The sequence below is a fragment of the Streptomyces sp. NPDC050560 genome, assembly GCF_044457285.1.
Classification (GTDB): Bacteria; Actinomycetota; Actinomycetes; order Streptomycetales; family Streptomycetaceae; genus Streptomyces.
This window is the reverse complement of sequence record NZ_JBITGT010000001.1, coordinates 294,934-313,031: the sequence shown is the minus strand read 5'-3', so window position 1 is coordinate 313,031 and position 18,098 is coordinate 294,934. Positions and strand designations below refer to the sequence as shown.

Below are 18,098 nucleotides of genomic sequence, written 5' to 3'. Positions count from 1 at the left end.
GAGCCTGTTATGGACGTCTCCTCCCTGGGTGGCCCCCACCCGCAGCGCGGCGTCGGGGTGGTAGCCCCGTTCGACTTCGCCCTTGACCGGGAACTGTGGCGCTGGGTGCCCGACGAGGTATCCCTGCACGTCACACGGACTCCCTTCGTACCGGTGGAGGTCAGTCTCGACCTCGCGCGCCTCGTCAGCGAGCACGAGACGCTCGGCGAGGCGGTGCGGGCGCTCGGCGCCGCCGAGCCCGAGGCCATCGCCTACGCGTGCACCTCGGGCAGCTTTGTCGGCGGCACGGCGGGCGAGCGCGCCATGTGCGAGGCGATGGTCAGGGCGGGCGAGGTGCCCTCGCTGACCACGTCCGGCGCCCTGCTCGAAGCGCTCGCCGACCTCTCCGCGACCAGGATCGCGCTGGTCACGCCCTACACCGCGTCCGTGACCGGCGCCCTTGAGGGGTATCTCGCCGAGGCGGGCGTGCATGTCACGGGGACGGCCGACCTCGGGCTCACCCGGCACATCTGGAAGGTCCCGTACCACGACGTGGTCACGATGGCCCGGATGGCCTGCAAGGGGCCCGCCGACGCCCTCTTCATCAGCTGCACCAACCTGCCGACGTACGACATCATCCCCCAACTGGAGGCGGAGCTACAGATCCCGGTGCTGTCCGCGAATCAGGTGACGATGTGGGCGGCGCTGCGCCGACTGGGTACCCGTGCCGTGGGGCCGTATCAGGCACTGCTCGACCCCGGCGCGAGGCCGGGGGCCGCGGGGCTCGACACCCCGGCCCTGCAAGAGCCGCCCGCCCTGCCGGACGGGCCACCCGCTGAAGGAGGGAGCTGGACGTGACCTCACTGGGATTCCTCTATCCCGGCCACTCCGCCGAGGACGACTACCCACGGATGGAGCAGCTCATCGGCAGCAACATCCGGCTCGGTGTCGTACACACGGACATCGGGGAGGACGCCCACCGGGTCGACGCGCTGATCGAGATGGGCTCGGCGAAACGGCTCGCCGCCGGAGTGGAGGAGCTGCGGCTCGCCGGGGCCGAGGCCGTGGTGTGGGCCTGTACGAGCGGCAGCTTCGTCTACGGGTACGAGGGGGCGCACGGCCAGGTGCGGGAGCTGGCACGGGTGGCCGGGCTGCCCGCGTCCAGCACGTCCTTCGCCTTCGCGCACGCCGTCAAGGAACTGGGCGCGAGCCGGGTCGCGGTGGCCGCCACCTACCCGGACGACGTCGCGGAGCTGTTCGCCGAGTTCATGAAGGCCGTCGACATCGAGGTGCTCTCGGTGCGCGGCAGCGGCATCATCACCGCGGCCGAGGTCGGCACCTGGGGCGAGGACGAGGTCCTGGCGCTCGCGCGCGCGGGCGACCATCCGGAGGCCGAGGTCGTGCTGATGCCCGACACCGCCCTGCACACCGCCGCGTATCTGCCGCTCATCGAGGAGACCCTGGGCAAGCCGGTGCTCACCGCGAACCAGGTGACCGCCTGGGAGGGCCTGCGGCTCGCCGACCGCCGGGTGAACGCCCCCAGGCTCGGCACGCTCTTCACCAGGGAACCGCTGGTCCAGGTCGACTGAGCCACGCCACGCGCGGGCGGCCCACCCGGCCGCCCGCGCGGCGCCCTGCCCCGGGAGTAAACGCGCGGCGCCCTGCCCCGGGAATAAAACGGAGGGTCGCTCCCGTTACCGGCACGTCCCGGGTTCCCGGGGCCCTGTGGGTTCTTCAAGCCGTACGTGGACGGGAGCAAGCCGTGGTGGACGCGAGCCGTGGCAGTGGTGGGGACGCAGCCGGCGGGCCGGAGGCGGGCCCCCGGATACGCGGCGAGGCGCGCGGGGAGGCCCCCGTGCCGCTCTCGGTGCTCGACCTGGTCACCGTCGGCGCGGGGCGCACCGCGACCGACGCGCTGGACACCGCGGTACGGATCGCGGGGCTGGCCGAGCGGCGCGGCTACCACCGGTACTGGACCGCGGAGCACCACTCCATGCCCGGGGTGGCGTCCTCGTCGCCCGCGGTCATCCTGGCCCACCTCGCCGCACACACCTCCCGCATCCGGCTCGGCTCCGGCGGTGTGATGCTGCCCAACCACGCCCCGCTGGTGATCGCGGAGCAGTTCGGCACGCTGGAGGCCATGGCGCCGGGCCGGATCGACCTCGGGCTCGGCAGGGCGCCGGGCACCGACGGCGCCACCGCCGCCGCGCTGCGCCGCACCGACCGGCTGCACGAGGGCGCCGATGACTTCCCGCAGCAGCTCGGGGAGCTGATCAGGTTCCTCGACGACGACTTCCCCGACGGCCATCCGTACGCGAAGATCCACGCCGTGCCCGGCCCCGTGCAGGCCACCTCGCCCGGCGGGGTGCAGTCGCCCGCGCGGCCCCCGGTGTGGCTGCTCGGCTCCTCCGGGTTCTCCGCGAGGCTCGCCGCGGCGCTCGGGCTGCCGTTCGCCTTCGCGCACCACTTCTCCGCGCAGAACACCATCCCCGCGCTCGACCTCTACCGTGAGCACTTCCAGCCCTCGGCGGTGCTGGACGCGCCCTACGCCCTCATCGGGGTGTCCGCGCTGGCCGCGGACGAGGAGCGGGAGGCGGAGCGCCAGGTGCTCGCCGCCGCGCTGAACATGATCAGGCTGCGCACCGGCAGGCCGGGACTCGTACCGACGCCCGAGGAGGCGGAGGCGTACCAGTTCGGCCCGCTGGAGCGGGAGTTCGTGGAGAGCTGGAACACCAACGTGATCAGGGGGACGGCCGACCGGGTCAGGGCCGACCTCGACGACCTCCAGAAGCGGACCGGCGCCGACGAACTGATGATCACCGCCAACGCGCACGGCGGCGACATACGGCTGCGTTCGTACGAGCTGATCGCCGACGCGTACCGCTTGTAGGACCCGCCCGCAGCGGCCCGCGGCGCGCGGGGAGGCGCCGCGCGCCGACCCGTGCTTCCACGCGCCCGAGCCCCCGCCTCGCGTGCGCGCCGGGGCTCACACCCCCCGCGCGGTCTTCGCCATCAGCAGGCCGGTGATGGACCGGGCCGGCACCGGGCGGCTGTAGAGCCAGCCCTGCCCGGTGTCGCAGCCGATGCGGCGCAGCCTGGCCGCCTGGTCCTTGGTCTCGACGCACTCCGCGGTGACCGTGAGGCCGAGCCGGTGGGCGAGCTGGACCAGCGCCTCGACGATGACCTCGTCCGCGGGGTTGGGGTGGGCGCCGTCGTCGTAGCGGAAGCCGTGCACGAAGGAGCCGTCGAGCTTCAGCGCGGACACCGGGAGCCTGCTGAGATAGGCGAGGTTGGAGTAGCCGGTGCCGAAGTCGTCGATGGCGATGCGCACCCCCATGTCGCTGAGCGCCTGGAGCGCCTGGAGGGGGCGTCCCGCGGAGCCCATCACCGCGGACTCGGTCAGTTCGAGCTGGAGCAGCCGGGGCGCGAGCCCGGTCTCGGCCAGGATCTCCGCGACGTCCGCGACCAGGTCGGAGTCCCACACCTGGCGCACCGCGACGTTCACGCTCACATAGACCGGCGGCACGCCGGGGTGGTCGAGCTGCCAGCGGCGCGCCTGGCGGCAGGCGGTCTCCAGCACCCAGCGGCCGAGCTGGACGATGGCGCCGTTCTCCTCGGCGAGGCCGATGAACCGATTCGGCGTCAGCATGCCGAACTGTGGGTGGCGCCAGCGCACCAGGGCCTCGACCCCGTGCAGCTCGCTGTCGTCGAGGCCGACGAGGGGCTGGTACTCCAGCACGAACTCCTCGCGGTCGATGGCGGGCCGCAGGGTGGAGGAGAGGGCCTGGCGGGTCATGCGGTGGGCGTTGCGCTCGGGGTCGAAGAGGGTCCAGCGGCCCTTGCCGTCGGCCTTCGCCCAGTAGAGCGTGGTGTCGGCGGCCTGCATCAGACCGGTGGCGGTGGTCCCGGCGGCGCGCCGCTCGACGACGCCGATGGAGGCGGACACCGAGAGGCGCTGCCCGGAGATGTCGAACGGCTCCTGGAGGCTGCGCAGCACCGACTCGGCCAGCTCGGCGAGCTGTTCCGTACCGGTGGAGTCCTCGACGAGCAGCGCGAACTCATCGCCGCCGAGCCTGGCCACGAGCGGCGCCCTCGAACGGGTGCGCCCCGCCTCCTCCGCGCACCGGGTCAGCCGCTCGGCGACGGTGGCGAGGAGCTGGTCGCCGGTGCGGTGGCCGAGGGTGTCGTTGACCGCCTTGAAGCCGTCGATGTCGAGGTAGCACAGGCCGATGCGTCCTGTGCCCGTCTCGCCGTAGCCGGCGTAGGAGCCGTAGGTCTCATAGGCCGGTTCGTACGAGTCCTGGCCCGGCGGGCCGCTCTGCGCCCCGGCGTCCACGGCCGCGGAGAGGCGCTCGAAGAAGAGGGCCCTGTTGGGCAGCCGGGTGACCGCGTCGTGCATCTGGAGGTGGCGCAGCCTGGCTTGCAGTTCCCGGCTCGCACTGATGTCGGAGACCGAGAGCAGGACCGCGCCGCCCGCGCCCTGCGCCTCGCTCCTGGGCAGCGGAGCCACCGTGACCTGGCCCCACAGGGAGTGTCCGTCGGGGTGCATCAGCCGCCTGGTGCATCGGAGTTGGGCCTGCCGGCCGCGCAGCACCTCGCGGTACGCGTGCCAGGTGCGGCTGTCGGATGCGAGGTCGACGAGGTCGGAGGCGACGAGCCCCGCGGGGCCCTCGTGGCTCGTGCCGAAGAGGGAGTTGAAGGCGTCGTTCGCGGTGACCACCGCACCGTCGCGGTCGACGACGGCCAGCGCGAGGGGGGCCGCGGCGAACGCGGCGTGGTGCAGGGGTGTGTCGGGCGCCGGACGCTGCGTGACCGTGTGGGCGAGGTCTGCCGCGGGGGCCGGTCCTTCGGACGTTCCGCTCACCGCTCGCTCCCGCAGTGCAGTCGTTCTCGTACAGGTGTCGCCGGTCTCGGCGGGGGCCTCGGCCCGCCGTGCCACCGGGGCCGTACGGGCCGGTGGGGCGGGGGCCGCCGGGTCCCGGCCTTCGCCGGCCTGTGGGTCGGTTCCGGGTTCCGGGGTGGGGTCGGGGACGGACGGGTCCGTTGGATATGGCGGCGGCGCGCCGCGCCCCCGCGGGAAAGGTGTGCCGATCATAGAGCCAGCCACCTGGCGTATCCAGCCACCGGCCGCGGGGGTGTGGCCCGGGAGGTCGGGACGGAACGCCTTTGGATCGGAGTTTGTCGTAAATCTAATGATCTAGTGCATGTGATCTCGCTGCTGACGATCCATTATGACCGCTTCCGATCGGAAGTGAGGGGTCCTCATCACCCGGCCGGGTCAGATAAACAGAGCAAAATATGACAAATCCATCCACTCTGGGTGCGGTGTTCCCGAAGTTCCCGAAAACCGCTTCCGGAGGTCGATGTGCCGCGCCCCTCGCGCTCCAAGGAGCCGCCCGGCGGCGCCGAGCGCCCCCGTCTGCGCGCCGTGGGCGCCGCCTGCACCGCGCTCGCCGCCCTCGCCGCCACCTCGCTCGTCGCGGGCCCGGCCGCCGCGGAGCACCTGGCGCGCCCCTGCGGGCTCCAGCGCACCACGGCGCACCACTCCGAGGGCCTGACCACCTGGGACGACGCCTATCCGCGGCCGCGCAGGACGCTGGACGCGGCGCTGGTCTTCCTGTCGTTCCCCGGCTCCCGGCCGCGGCTCGCCCCCGCCCGGCTCGCCGCCGACCACTTTCCCGCGACCACACGGTTCTACGAGCGTGCCTCCTACGGGAGATTCACCCTGCGGCCGCATGTACGGCCGGGATGGCTGCGGATGCCGAGGCCAGCGACCGCCTATCGGGTGCAACGGGACTGGGCCGCGGCGGACCGGGCGGCGTTCCTGCGGGACGCGATGGCGGCCGCCGACCCCCACGTCGACTTCTCCCGCTACGACGTCGTGTACTTCGTCGCCGACCCGGACGCGCCCGGTGTGAACGCGGACGCCACGAAGGTGGTCAACCTCGCCCGGCCGTTCGAGGCCGACGGGAGCGCGGTGCGCCGTCTGGTGACCGTCTTCGAGAAGCACCCGCCGGACCACAACGTCCTCGCCCATGAGACCGGGCACATGTTCGACCTGCCTGACCTCTACCGGCGCCCGGCCGACGGCAAGGGCGGCGACTGGGACACCCTCGTCGGGGACTGGGACGTGATGGGCAGTCAGTTCGGCCTCGCGCCCGACCTGTTCGGCTGGCACAAGTGGAAGCTCGGCTGGCTGCGCCGCGGCCAGGTGGCCTGCCTGCAACGCGGCGGCAGCACCCGGCTGAGCCTCACCCCGCTGTCCGCGCCCGGGGGCGGCGGCACCCGCCTCGCGGTGGTGCGCACCGGACGCACCAGCGCGGTGGCCATCGAGGCCAGGGACCGCAGCGGCAACGACGCCGCGTCGTGCGCCGAGGGCGTGCTGATCTACCGGGTGCACAGCACCACCGCCTCGGGCGAGGGCCCCGTGGAGGTCCTGGACACCCATCCGCACACCTCGGCCTGTGTGGGCGGCTCGGTGTACCCGCCGCTCGCGGACGCGCCGCTGCGGCCGGGGGAGCGGTTCCTGGTGCAGCGCTCCCCGGTGCGTATCGAGGTGTCGGCGGGCGCCCCGGCGGCCACGGGGCGGTGGCCGGTCACGGTGACGACGGGGTAGGGCGCCGCCGCTCAGCCGCCCGCGTCGTCGGCGCGGTCCCGGGAGATCACCTTGCGCGGCGCGAGCGCCACCGGCTGCGAGCGCGCCACGTCCTTCAGCTCGCGCCTGACCGCGCGGTGCTCGCGCGCTTCCACGAGCCCCCGCGCCTCCAGGGCGTCGAGGACGCGCCGGGTGGCGCCGCGCGGCTCCTGCTGGATGCATGCGTGCCCTCTTCCCGCGTCCCGCGCGACCACCGGCACTGGCCACGACGCGGGCGGCGGGGTCCGCGGTTTCCCACGGTGGGCCGCGAGGGCGGACGCGGCCCCGGGCCGGTCACAGGTCGTTGCCCGCGTACGACAGGTTGAAGCTCTTGTTGGCCAGGGGGAAGTCGGGGACGATCGTGTTCGCCAACGCCACCGGCAGCGCGGGCCAGTTGAAGAAGGACGGGTCGACCGGCTTGACCCGGCCGAGGGTGGCGTCGGGGGCGAGTTCGACGCGGGTGGCGATGGTGCCGCGCCAGCCCTCCACGAGGCCCACCCCCGAGCCGGGCCCCGCGCCGGGCGGCGGCGGGGGCGCCAGCGCCGTGAGGGGCGCGGACAGCTCCCCGCTCAACTGCTCGATCAGGGCGAGTGAGGTGTCGATCTCCGCCGCGCGTACCAGGAAGCGGGCGAGGACGTCGCCGCTCTCGTGCCGGGGGGTGTCGGGCGGGGTGGCAAGGCCGGTGGTGGGGTGTGCGATGCGGGCGTCGTCCCGCAGGCCGCTGGCCCGTGCCACGTAGCCGAGGCAGCCGATCTCCCGGGCGGCCTCCGCGGTGAGGACCGCGGTGCCCGTGAAGCGGTCGCGGACCGTGGAGTGCCCGAGGGCCAGGCCCGTGATCTGGCGGATGTCCTCGCCGACGGCGCGCAGCCGTCCGACGGCGGGCAGGGCGCGGAGGGTGGCGCCGCCGGGGACCACACCGCCGCGCAGCAGCCGGTGTCCCGTGATCTCCCTGTTAAGCCGCAGGAGTTGTTCGCGTACCCGCTGGGCATGGGCGTTGAGGACGCCGTGGCCGACGTCGTTGCAGAGCATGCCGAGGTCGGCCACGTGGTTGTGGAGGCGTTCGAGTTCGAGGAGCAGCGCGCGGGCCCGCCGTGCGGGCTCGGGGACCTCGGCCCCCGTGGCCTCCTCCACGGCCAGGCAGTAGGCGAGAGCGTGGCCGACGGCGGTGTCACCGCTGATGCGCTCGGCGAGCGGCAGCCCCGCGTCGACCGTGCGGCCCTGGAAGAGCCGCTCCACCCCCCGGTGGACGAACCAGAGGCGGGCCTTGAGCTTGAGGATGGTCTCGCCGACAACGGAGAAGCGGAAGTGCCCCGGTTCGATCAGGCCCGCGTGCACCGGCCCGACCGGGATCTCGTACACCCCGTCGCCCTCCACGTTCAAGAAGGGGTAGGGCCCCTCCTGCTCGCCGAAGGCGGGCGGCGCTCCCGCGTCGGGGCGCATCGGATACCAGCCGCGCGGCCAGTGGAAGTGGCGTACCAGGCGGCGGGGGAGGGGATGGCCGACCGGCACGATGCCGAACAGGTCCCGCATCTCGCGCTCGAACCGGCCCGCGGGGAAGGACAGTTGGGCGAGGGTGGGCAGCTCGGGCCGCTCGGGGTCGAGGCGTACCTGGAGTTCGACGCGGGTGTCGGGGGGACCGGCGACGAACAGGTGGACGACGCGGATTCCCGTCGCGTCATGGTGGGCGGCGACCAGGGCGAGCCGATGACCCTCGCGGAGCAAGTCCGCTGCCTGGCCCGGGAGTTCTGCGGCGTCGATGTCCCGTGTGGTGCGCATGGGGTCAGCCTCCCGCCACCTGGGCGGCACTGCGCAGCAGTGCGGTGAGCGGCCCCGTGGCGATCCCGAGGGCGGCGCAGCCGGCCAGGCCGAGGGCGAGTGGCCACAGCGCGGACACCTCGGCTCCCGCGGAGGGTGCCGCGGGCGGCGCCGCGGGCGGTGGTCCCAGGAGCATGCGGGCGCTGCGGACCGCGAGCGCCGCGAAGGCGACCAGTACCAGCGCCAGTGCCGCGCAGGTCGCCAGGGCGGGCCCCGTCCCATGGGTGAACCCCGCACGGAACAGGCCGAGTTCGGAGGCGAAGGGGCCGAAGGGGGGAAACGCGAGCAGTGCGAGCACCGCGAGGCCGAGCATCCCGGCGGGCGCGGGCACGCGGTTGAGGAGGCCCCGTACCCGGCCGATCCGTGTGGTGCCCGTGGCCTGGAGGATACGTCCGGAGGCGCAGAAGGCGACCGACTTGGCCAGGCCGTGCCCGGCGATGTGCAGCAGCGCCGCGCTCAGCGCCGCGGGGCCGCCGATCGCCGCGCCGAGGGCGACGAGGCTCATGTGTTCCATGCTCGAATAGGCAAGCATCCGTTTGTAGTCGCGCTGGGCCAGCAGCAGCGCCGCCGCGAACGCCAGCGTGAGCAGGGCGGCGCCGAAAAGGAGGACCCGGGTGAAGCCAGGACCCAGGGCGGCGTCGGCGATGACCCGGTAGCGCAGCACGGCCCCGAAGGCGACCGAGAGCAACACCCCCGACATCAGCGCCGAGACCGGCGCGGGGGCCTGGCTGTGCGCGTCCGGCAGCCAGGAGTGCAGCGGTACGAGACCGGCCTTCGCGCCGAAGCCCAGCACCGTCAGGGTGATGCCCAGCCGGGTCACATCCGGGTCGAGGCGGTGGGCGTGGGCGGCGAGGGTGGGCCAGTCGAGCGCCGCCGACTCCCCGATCCCGGCCTGCCGGGCCGCGTAGTAGATCAGCACCGTGCCGAGGAACGCGAGCGCGATCCCGGCCGAGCAGATCACCACGTACTTCCAGGCGGCCTCCACCGAGGCACGGGTACGGCGGTGGCCGACGAGGAAGGCGGTGACCAGGGTGGTGGCCTCCACCGCGACCCACAGCACACCGAGGTTGGCGCTGAGCACGGCCACGCACATGGCGGCGAGGAAGGCGTGCACCAGCGCGTGGTAACGCCGTACGGCGGCGGCCGTGGCACGTCCCGCGGCGCGCTCACCCGCCAGATACCCGGGCGTCGCCCCGAGGGCCACCAGCGCCACCGCACCCACCACCAACAGCAGCCACACACTGAGCGCGTCGGCCCGCAGCACCCCCGAGGCCCAGGACACGGAGCCGCCGCCACCGACCCGCGCCGCGAGCACACCCCCGCACGCCAGGATCGCCAACGGGGACAGCAGCCAGGACCAGCCCCACGGGGACCGCCGCGCGCCCTCGTCGGGCCCGGGTGCCTCCGCCACCAGGACGGGGCCGTCCACGGGCGTGGGCGTGGGCGTGGGCGCGGACGCCGGCACGGCGGCGGGCGGTGCCACGCGCACCGGGACGCGGGTGTGGGCGGCGGCGACCAGCAGCGGTACGGCCACGGGCGCGGTCAGCAGCAGGGTGGTGGCGTTCATCAGTCGTGCAGCTCCCGCAGGTCGTCGACATCGGTGGTGCCGAACGCCTCCACCACCCGCGCGGTCAGCAGGTGCAGCACCAGCACCGCGAGCAACACGTCGAAGGAGACGCCGAGTTCGACGATCAGCGGCACCCCGGACGTGGCGAGGAAGGCAGTGGCGGTGATCCCGTTGTCCAGCAGCAGGAAACCCACCACCTGCGCCAGCGCCCGCCTGCGGGTCACCAGCACGAAGAAGCCGATCAGCACCACCGCGAGACCCACCGGAAGCGCGCGCGTAGCGGCCGTCGGATCGAGCGCGGTCAGCGGGCGGCTCACCGCGTAGGCCAGCAGCGTCAGCAGCGCCGCCGCAAGCAGCGAGGCCGCCACGTTGACGAGGGGCCGGGTCTCCCGCACCTCGTCGCCCGGACCGCGCCCCGCGGTCAGCGCCGCCAGGGCGCGCCGCATCAGATACGGCAGCACACCGGCCCGCAGCACCCCGATGCCGACGCCGACACCGACCAGGTCCCACCGCCCCTCGTGCCCGCCGAGGAGGACGGCGACGGCGGCAAGCGCGATGCCCTGGAGGGCGAACAGCCGGATGACGGCGGCGAGTTCGCGTCGCCACAGCACGACCATCGCCGAGAGGAGGAAGGCGCCGCAGGCCAGGTCGAGGAGCTGGGTGTACGCGCTCCCTCTCATGCCGTCCCCCCGAGGAAGTACGACGCCGCCACCGCGAGCAGCGCCAACAGGAAGGAACCGGCGAGCAGTTCGGGAACCCGGAAAAGCCGGACCTTGGCCCAGCACACTTCCGCCGCCGCCAGCAGCCCGCCCAGCACGGTGACCTTCACCGCGAACAGCACCACCGCCACCGCGAGTGCGGCCCAGGAGCCGTCGGTGGCGATCCCCCAGGGGACGAACAGCGAGGACAGCAGCCCGAGCAGCAGCGTCAGCCGCATCTGGGCACCGAACTCGACCAGGGCCAGATCGGGGCCCGAGTACTCCAGCGCCATCGCCTCGTGGATCATCGTCAACTCAAGGTGGGTGGACGGGTTGTCCACCGGGATGCGGCCGGTCTCGGCGAGCACCGCGACCGCGAGCGCGGCGACGGCGAGGAGTTCCGCGGGGGAGGCGAGCCGCGACGCGTCGTCGAGGGCGCCCGCGACGATGGCGGGCAGGTTGGTGGTGCCCGCCGGTATCGACAGGGCGAACACGGAGAGCAGGAGGGTCGGTTCGACCAGCGCGGCCACCGTCATCTCGCGCGAGGCGCCCATTCCGCCGAACGCCGTGCCGGTGTCGAGACCGGCGAGCGCCAGCGCCAGGGTGCCCAGCGCGATCAGCGACACGACCACGATGAGGTCCGCGTGCCCGCTCACCGGGGTGTCCGTGGACAGCAGCGGTACGAGAGCGGTGGCGACCAGGCTCGTGGCCACCAGCAGCGCGGGCGCGACCCGGAAGGCGGGCCCGGTGCCGACGGGCGTGATCGGCTCCTTCCGCAGCAGCTTGCGGGTGTCCCGCCAGGGCTGGAGCACCCCGGCCCCGGCCCTGCCCTCCATCCGGGCCCGTACCTGCCGCATCCATCCGGCCAGCAGCGGAGCCCCGGCGCCCGCCACGACGACCTGGCCCGCCACTGCCGCGTATCCGTGTGCGCTCATCCGTCCGCCCTCACCAGCCCACACCCAGGGCCACCAGAAGCACGACCAGGCTGACGAAGCCGTAGGCGAGATAGCGGTGGACACTGCCGTCCGCGAGGCGGCGCGCCGCCCGGCCCGCCCCCGCCAGCGCGCCGAGCACCGGCTCGTACAGCCGGTGCTCGATCCGGTCGGCCACCCGCCGCTGGAAACGCACCCGCTCCACCAGGTACGCCGACTCGCGCACCGGTGTGACGTCCACGTCCTGCTCGGGGGCGAGCACGTTGTCGAAGACCCGCTGCAACGGTTCGGCGAACGAGGTCGCGGTGTATGCCATCCGGGGTGTCGGCGCCCCGCCGCCGCAGTCCCACAGCTGGGCGTTCGCCCTGCGCCGACGGCGCCCGTACCAGCGCGGCAATGCGGTGGCGAGCAGCAGGCAGGCCGTCAGCGCGGCGACCACCCACAGCGGCGCCAGCGACTCCGACAGGCCGCCGAGCCGCACCTCAAGGCCGCCGCCTGCGACCGCGTGGCCGCCCGGCAGACCCACCGCGTCCACGGCCCGGTCGAGGCTCCCGGCCAGCAGCCCCGGAACCAGCGCCAGCGCCACGCACAGGGCCGCGAGCAGGGCCATCCCCGCGAGCATGAGGGGCGGCGACTCCCGCGCCGAGGCCGCGTGCGCGCTGCGCGGCCTGGCGAAGAAGCCCACCCCCAGGGCCTTGACGAACGCGACCGAGGCGATGCCCGCCGACAGGGCGATGAGGGCCACCGACAGCGGCAGCACGACGGCCACGGCGACGCCGGGCACCTGGAGCCCGTGGATCAGCGATTGCAGCAGCAGCCATTCGCTGATGAAGCCGTTGCCGGGCGGCAGGGCCACGGCGCCGAGCGCGGCGAGGGCGAAAAGACCGGCCGTGACGGGCATACGGGCGCGCAGCCCGCCGAGCAGGTCGAGGTTCCGCTCGCCCGTGGCCCGCAGGACGGAGCCTGCCGCGCAGAACAACAGGGCCTTGAACGCGGCGTGGTTGACGGTGTGCAGCAGCGCCGCCGCCAGGGCGAGCGCGGCCGGCACCCGGTCGCCGTGCGCGGCGAAGAGCCCGCAGGCCCCGACGCCGATCAGCACCAGGCCCATGTTCTCGCTCGTCGAGTACGCCAGCAGCCGCTTCAGATCGGAGGCCATCGCCGCCTGGAGGATGCCGTAGACCGCGCTGATCCCGCCGACCGCCATCAGCCCGAGCCACCACCACGCGGGGCCGCCGCCGAGCAGGTCGAGACCGGCGCGTACGACCCCGTAGACACCGAGGTTGACCATGGCGGCGCTCATCAGCGCCGACACCGGGCTCGGCGCCTCCGGGTGGGCGCGCGGCAGCCAGGCGTGCAGCGGCACCGCCCCCGCCTTGCCGGTGAAACCGGCCGCCACCAGCACGAACACCAGCCCCCGCACGGCCGGTCGCATCGCGTGCGCGCCTTCCCGCAGGGCGGCGAAGGTCGTGCCTCCCGCCTGGGCGGCGAACACCGCGAGCCCGGTCAGCAGCAGTACGAGCCCGAGGTGGGTCATCACGGCATACCAGACGCCCGCCTGCCGCACCGACGCGCTGCCCCCGGGGCGCTGCCGCGACCGGTGTTCCGCGAGCACCAGTGCCAGGGAGGCGAGCGCCATCAGCTCCCACAGCACGAGGAACGTGGGGACCGAGGCGGCCACGGGCACCAGCACCAGGGTGAGGGCGAACAGCGGCAGCATCGACTGCGCCGTACGGGACGCGAGCCCGTGCGGGCCGTGGCCCGCCGCGTAGCCGACGCCGTACACCGCGACCACGGCCACGATCGTCCCGGCCACCGCCGTGAAGAGGCCCCCGAGCGCGTCCATCGCCAGATGTGTCCCGGCCAGCGGCAGCAGCCAGGGGATGGCGGCCGACCAACTGCCGCCGTCCAGCGCGGCGATGCCCGCGGTGGCGCCGCTCGCGCCCACGCCCGCCGTCAGCGCGCCCACCACGGGGGTACGCAGCCGGTGGGGAAGCCCGCATCCGGCCAGGGTGCCCGCGCCGCCCAGGACGGTGGCCGTCGTGAGGGCGACCGGGATCACGCTCACCGCCCTGTCACCCTCCGCAGCGCCGCCACGACGGCCTCGGGCTCCGGTGGGCACCCCGGCACCCGGAGGTCCACGGGCACGACGTCGGACACGGCGCCCTCGACGCCGTAACCGCCCGCGAACTCACCGCAGTTGATCGCGCAGTCGCCCACGGCGACCACCAGGCGCGGCTCGGGCATGGCGTCGACGGTGCGCCGCAGCGGCGCGGCCATGTTCCGTGTCACGGGGCCGGTCACCAGGGCCACGTCCGCATGCCGCGGCGAGGCCACCAACCGGGCCCCGTACCGCTCGGCGTCGTACACCGGGTTGAAGGCGGCGGCGATCTCGATCTCACAGCCGTTGCATGACCCGGCGTCCACGCACCGCACCTGCACCGAGCCGCCCAACTCCCGCGCCGCCTCCGGCATATCGCCTTCGGGGCGCGGTGGGGCGGCCTCGGCCACCCGTCCGGTGTCCCGGATCTTACGCAACAGGCCCATGGCCCCTCCCTGGTCCTTCGCCGACGGCCTTCCTTGCGCGGCCCGCAGCCGCTGCCGTGGGGCGCCGCGGGCCTGTCGCGTCGGGCGTGGCCGGGAGCCGGGACGCTACGGCGGCGGTGTCGCCTCGGTCTGTGCGGAGCGCAGGTCGGCGAGCAGTTCGGCCTGGCCCGCCAGTACCCCGGACAGGATGGTGCGCGCCACCCGCAGCAGTTCGGCCACGTGCGGGCTGGTCAGCGAGTAGTACGCGGTCGAGCCCTCCTTGCGGGTCACCACCAGGCTGGCCCGGCGCAGCACGGCGAGCTGCTGCGACAGATGCGCGGGCTCGATGCCGACCTCGGGCAGCAGCTCCGCGACCGCGTGCTCGCGCTCGCTGAGCAACTCCAGAATCCGGATGCGCGCGGGGTGTCCGAGCGTTTTGAAGAACTCGGCCTTGAGCTGGTACAGCGGAGTCGTCACCGCAGCGCCCCTTCACCGGCACGGGACCGTGTCCCTGCCGCGGTCGTCCGCCCACTCGCCGCGCATCGCGTCCACTCACTCGTCACAGACATGTGCCCCATTTTCGCGTGCGACGCGGCCGTGCCGGACCCGCACAGCGGGACCGGGGCAGCCGAATCCCACAACGGCAAGTGACGATCTCAGCAATTGCTAAATTTCGCAACTCTGCATGAGTGGGGAGGTGGGCTTCGGAAGATCCGCGGGGGCCGGGCGGGCGGCCCCCGCGCGTCATCCCGGCGTCCGGGGGACGGGCCGGTGTTCGGCGCCCTGCGGCCAGAGGACGTCGACGTCGACCCCGTGGCTGCGGGCGTAGGCCACCAGATGGGCCGTCGCGTCCGTGCCGTTCGAGGGGGAGCCGTCCCAGACCGCGAGCACCAGGGCGCATGTGCGCAGCAGGCTCTCGTCCGCGCCGACGCAGGCGCCGCGGTCGGCGGGGTCGAACTCCAGCAGGCGTACCTGCTCGGAGAGCATCAGCAGCTCCCCGGCCGCGCCGCGGTCGTCCCCGGCGAGCTGCGCGGGGACGCCGTCGTGCGACGGCAGGACCGTGACCAGCGCGAGCCCCGCCCTGCGCGCGGCCCGCCCGAAGGCGAGGGGGAGCCCGCGCCCCGCGCGTACGAGCCCCGTCCTCCCGGCCCGGGCGAAGCCCGCCAGCCTGGCGCGCAACTCCTCCTCCAGCAGCACGAGCGTCGGCACCGTGAGATCGGGGTGCCCCACCACAGCGATCACTCCCGGGTGTTCCTTCCTCCGCGACAGAACGCCACCGCTCCCGTACGGCCGCCCGGTCGCGGATGCGTCCCGGCCGTACGCGGCCGACCGCGCCGGCCACCCGTGAACGGCCGTCCGGGGGAGTGGAGACCGCCCACGGGCCCACTCGATTCTCCGCACACCGCGCCACGGTGCGCCCGGGTCAACCGGTCCGGACATGGGGCCGGTCGGCCCTTGTGGGGGTGGGTGGGGGGTGGATCAGCTCCGGTGTTGTTCGTAGAAGGGTTTGAGGCGGTGGGTCCTGCGGCACGGTGGGCAGGCCCAGCGCCCTCCCGCGTCCAGGCTCGACGTCCCGGTGACCGTCACGAGGCGGGTGTCGTGGGAGTAGCCCGCGTGCCAGTGACACCACCCTGCGCCGCTCGCCGCCGCCTGCCGCTGGCCGTGCCGGGTCAGGGTCTTCAGTGCTTCCGGGTCGCACAGCTTGTACGGCTTCGCCGGGGGCACGGTCCAGTACGGGGTCTGTGCGGTGGGCTGGGTGGCGGTGGGGGCGGGCATGTTGAGGTGCTGTTCGGGTTCCAGGCACCGGATGTACGCGACGGCGCGGCGCCAGGATTTGGCGGTGTCCGTGGGGACGAGGGGGTAGTAGCGGGCGCGGGCGGGGTCGTGGATCACGGGCCCGCCCAGGTGTTCGCGGAGCCGGGCGCGAAGGGTGTCGGTGTCGTCGGTCCCGGTGGCGGCGTGGACGATCAGTGCGGGTCGGCTGCGGAGCGGCCGTGGTTGCCCGGTGTCGGCGCCACCAAGTTCCCGTCGAGTTCTGTTGGCTTGTCCGGGTGGCAGTGTGCGGTGTCCATTTCGCCGACTCCTCGCGGTCGGCCATCCCCGGGGCCGATGAGCGGCCGCCGGGGTCTCTTGATGCCGTGACAGCGCGAAGCCGGTTGGGGAGTCGGCCCTCTTACTCCATCGGATAGTTGTCGATGCGCTCGAAGACATGCGTCGCGGTCACGCCCTCCTCACACACAAGCGGTCGGCGGTCCTGGTCGAACGCGGTGTGCAGGGCGACCGCCACTGCTGTGGGCTGGTCCACTTCCAAGAGTCGCGCCTCCTCGTCCGTGGCCAGCCGCACAGTCGTGCGGTCGACGCCCTCTGCCGGAGCGCGGCCCGTCTCGCGCCTGACGTAGTGCGTGGTGCCCTCGGCGATCGGCCCGTTCATCGCCAGCCGCGGGGCGCCATCCGCAACTGACGGTGGAAACCAGGCAGTCACCAGGCTGTTCGGTGAGCCGTCGTCCAGCAGCACCAGGCGCATCCTGCGCAACGCTTCCTCGCCAGGCTCCAGGCGCAGGGCATCCACCACGTGCGCGGGCGGCACTGTACGATCCGGGACGCCGAGGCGCCGGTACGGGCCGCCGCCGGACATCCGGCTCGAACCCGCGCGACGTCCGCCCGCAGGCCGGGCGACCGGCGTCTCCCCGACGGTGAACCCCGTGCCCTGGCGGGCGACCACCAAGCCGTCGTTGCGCAGTACTTCATAAGCCTTGACGACCGTGGCCCGCGACACACTCCACTGCTCGGCGAGATCACGGCCGGAGGGCAGGAGGTCGCCGGGAAGGAACTCGCCGTTCGCGATCCGGGTGCGCAGATTGTCGGCGATCTGCTCGTACTTCAACAGCGGCATGTCGTGTGTCTCCTCTTACTGGCCTGGTCCACCGGTGAGGTATCAGAATGACCGCATGACGAGCCCTGAGCCAGCGCCGGAGATCGTGAGGTTTTACACCGAGACCATCGATGAGGTCGGCCGCCTGACCGCTTCAGCCGACGGCCGTCTGGAGATGGTACGGACGCAAGAACTCCTGCGCCGCAGCCTTCCCGCGCCGCCCGGCCGGATCCTCGATGTCGGCGGAGGGCCCGGCGCCCATGCCGAGTGGCTCGTCGCGGATGGCTACACCGTGCACCTCGTCGACCCCGTCCCCCGCCACATCGGACAGGCGAGACGGACCGGCGCGACTGTCGAACTGGGCGACGCCCGGCTGCTCACGGCCGAGGACGCCTCGTACGACGTCGTCCTCCTGCTCGGCCCGCTATACCACCTCATCGAACGGACCGACCGGGACCAGGCCCTCTCCGAGGCGTACCGCGTACTCAAGCCGGGCGGTCTTCTCGCGGCGGCCGGAATCAACCGATACGCATCGCTCTTCGAGCACACGGCCTTCGCGCATCTCCATCGGGAGCCACTCCGGAAGAGCATCGGCAGCATCCTCGAAACCCAGACCCACGACGGCAAGAAAGCTTTCACTGCCGCGCACTTTCACACGGGCGAGCAGTTGCGCAACGAGGTGGCCGCGGCCGGATTCGAGGAGCCCGAGGTCTTCGGGATCGAGGGTCCGGCCTGGTCGCTGCTCGCCGCGACCGAGCGGCACACCGGTCAGTCCCTCGTGGACTCCCCGATGTTCGAGTCCGCGTTGACCGCGGCACGGATGGCCGAGCCATACCCCGAACTCCTCGCGGCCGGCTCCCACCTGCTTGCGGTGGGACGACGCGCGATGTCGTGAAAGGTGTGTCCGACCGCCCCGCGAAGGGGCGCGCGGTTGCGCCGCGGGCGGGAGCGTTTCCGTGTGGCGGGTTGGGGGAGACGAGGGCGGCGTGGGAGTGGAGGATCAGTCCCGCCGTCGTGCGTAGAAGGGTGTGAGGCCGGTGCGGGTGTGTCGAGGTGCTGCCCGGGTTCCAGGCACCTC

17 protein-coding genes are annotated in these 18,098 nt (G+C 73.5%); 5 read left to right on the top strand and 12 right to left on the bottom strand.

Annotation, left to right across the window (positions count from 1 at the left end; genetic code table 11):
• Window positions 1-9 precede the first annotated feature (9 nt).
• From ACIBIW_RS01350 to ACIBIW_RS01340, 3 genes are all read left to right on the top strand, one after another.
• Entirely contained in the window at window positions 10-837 is an 828-nt protein-coding gene (locus ACIBIW_RS01350) for an aspartate/glutamate racemase family protein (RefSeq protein WP_399330631.1), read from the top strand.
• Complete coding sequence (locus ACIBIW_RS01345) at window positions 834-1,568, top strand: decarboxylase (RefSeq protein WP_399330629.1); 735 nt, start codon at window positions 834-836, stop codon at window positions 1,566-1,568. Before ACIBIW_RS01350 ends, ACIBIW_RS01345 begins: the two co-directional genes overlap by 4 nt.
• Before the next feature lie 176 nt (window positions 1,569-1,744).
• Entirely contained in the window at window positions 1,745-2,869 is a 1,125-nt protein-coding gene (locus ACIBIW_RS01340) for an LLM class flavin-dependent oxidoreductase (RefSeq protein WP_399331865.1), read from the top strand.
• Window positions 2,870-2,965: 96 nt separating this feature from the next.
• On the opposite strand, the gene ACIBIW_RS01335 is transcribed toward ACIBIW_RS01340, so the two are convergent.
• Entirely contained in the window at window positions 2,966-4,843 is a 1,878-nt protein-coding gene (locus tag ACIBIW_RS01335; protein WP_399330627.1) for a putative bifunctional diguanylate cyclase/phosphodiesterase, read from the bottom strand.
• A gap of 501 nt (window positions 4,844-5,344) precedes the next feature.
• On the opposite strand from ACIBIW_RS01335, the gene ACIBIW_RS01330 reads away from it, so the two are divergent.
• Complete coding sequence (locus ACIBIW_RS01330; protein WP_399330625.1) at window positions 5,345-6,595, top strand: M6 family metalloprotease domain-containing protein; 1,251 nt, start codon at window positions 5,345-5,347, stop codon at window positions 6,593-6,595.
• Between the two features lie 11 nt (window positions 6,596-6,606).
• Here the strand turns inward: ACIBIW_RS01330 and ACIBIW_RS01325 are convergent, their stop codons facing one another.
• From ACIBIW_RS01325 to ACIBIW_RS01275, 11 genes are all read right to left on the bottom strand, one after another.
• A complete protein-coding gene (locus ACIBIW_RS01325; RefSeq protein ID WP_399330623.1) occupies window positions 6,607-6,828 on the bottom strand; it encodes a hypothetical protein in 222 nt (73 codons plus the stop codon).
• A 79-nt stretch (window positions 6,829-6,907) separates the two neighbouring features.
• Window positions 6,908-8,389 carry an NADH-quinone oxidoreductase subunit C gene (locus tag ACIBIW_RS01320; protein ID WP_399330622.1) on the bottom strand — a complete coding sequence of 494 codons (1,482 nt, stop codon included), beginning with the start codon at window positions 8,387-8,389 and terminating at the stop codon, window positions 6,908-6,910.
• Between the two features lie 4 nt (window positions 8,390-8,393).
• Complete coding sequence (locus ACIBIW_RS01315) at window positions 8,394-9,995, bottom strand: proton-conducting transporter membrane subunit (RefSeq protein ID WP_399330620.1); 1,602 nt, start codon at window positions 9,993-9,995, stop codon at window positions 8,394-8,396.
• On the bottom strand, window positions 9,995-10,675 hold the full coding sequence (locus ACIBIW_RS01310) for a hypothetical protein (protein WP_399330618.1): 681 nt from the start codon (window positions 10,673-10,675) through the stop codon (window positions 9,995-9,997). Before ACIBIW_RS01310 ends, ACIBIW_RS01315 begins: the two co-directional genes overlap by 1 nt.
• On the bottom strand, window positions 10,672-11,628 hold the full coding sequence (locus ACIBIW_RS01305; RefSeq protein ID WP_399330616.1) for a respiratory chain complex I subunit 1 family protein: 957 nt from the start codon (window positions 11,626-11,628) through the stop codon (window positions 10,672-10,674). Before ACIBIW_RS01305 ends, ACIBIW_RS01310 begins: the two co-directional genes overlap by 4 nt.
• A gap of 10 nt (window positions 11,629-11,638) precedes the next feature.
• Window positions 11,639-13,690: a proton-conducting transporter membrane subunit gene (locus ACIBIW_RS01300; protein WP_399330613.1), complete on the bottom strand. Its 2,052-nt coding sequence runs from the start codon at window positions 13,688-13,690 to the stop codon at window positions 11,639-11,641.
• Window positions 13,687-14,169, bottom strand: coding sequence for an NADH-quinone oxidoreductase subunit B family protein (locus ACIBIW_RS01295; RefSeq protein WP_399330611.1), 483 nt, complete (start codon window positions 14,167-14,169; stop codon window positions 13,687-13,689). Before ACIBIW_RS01295 ends, ACIBIW_RS01300 begins: the two co-directional genes overlap by 4 nt.
• A 105-nt stretch (window positions 14,170-14,274) precedes the next feature.
• Window positions 14,275-14,625: an ArsR/SmtB family transcription factor gene (locus tag ACIBIW_RS01290; protein WP_399330609.1), complete on the bottom strand. Its 351-nt coding sequence runs from the start codon at window positions 14,623-14,625 to the stop codon at window positions 14,275-14,277.
• A gap of 267 nt (window positions 14,626-14,892) precedes the next feature.
• Window positions 14,893-15,390, bottom strand: a complete 498-nt coding sequence (locus ACIBIW_RS01285; RefSeq protein WP_399330607.1) for a hypothetical protein — start codon at window positions 15,388-15,390, stop codon at window positions 14,893-14,895.
• Between the two features lie 237 nt (window positions 15,391-15,627).
• Window positions 15,628-16,041, bottom strand: a complete 414-nt coding sequence (locus ACIBIW_RS01280; RefSeq protein ID WP_399330605.1) for a hypothetical protein — start codon at window positions 16,039-16,041, stop codon at window positions 15,628-15,630.
• A gap of 280 nt (window positions 16,042-16,321) precedes the next feature.
• Window positions 16,322-17,041, bottom strand: coding sequence for a GntR family transcriptional regulator (locus ACIBIW_RS01275; RefSeq protein ID WP_399330604.1), 720 nt, complete (start codon window positions 17,039-17,041; stop codon window positions 16,322-16,324).
• A gap of 55 nt (window positions 17,042-17,096) precedes the next feature.
• Between ACIBIW_RS01275 and ACIBIW_RS01270 the strand changes: the two genes are divergently transcribed.
• A complete protein-coding gene (locus ACIBIW_RS01270; RefSeq protein ID WP_399330602.1) occupies window positions 17,097-17,915 on the top strand; it encodes a class I SAM-dependent methyltransferase in 819 nt (272 codons plus the stop codon).
• Window positions 17,916-18,098: the final 183 nt, after the last annotated feature.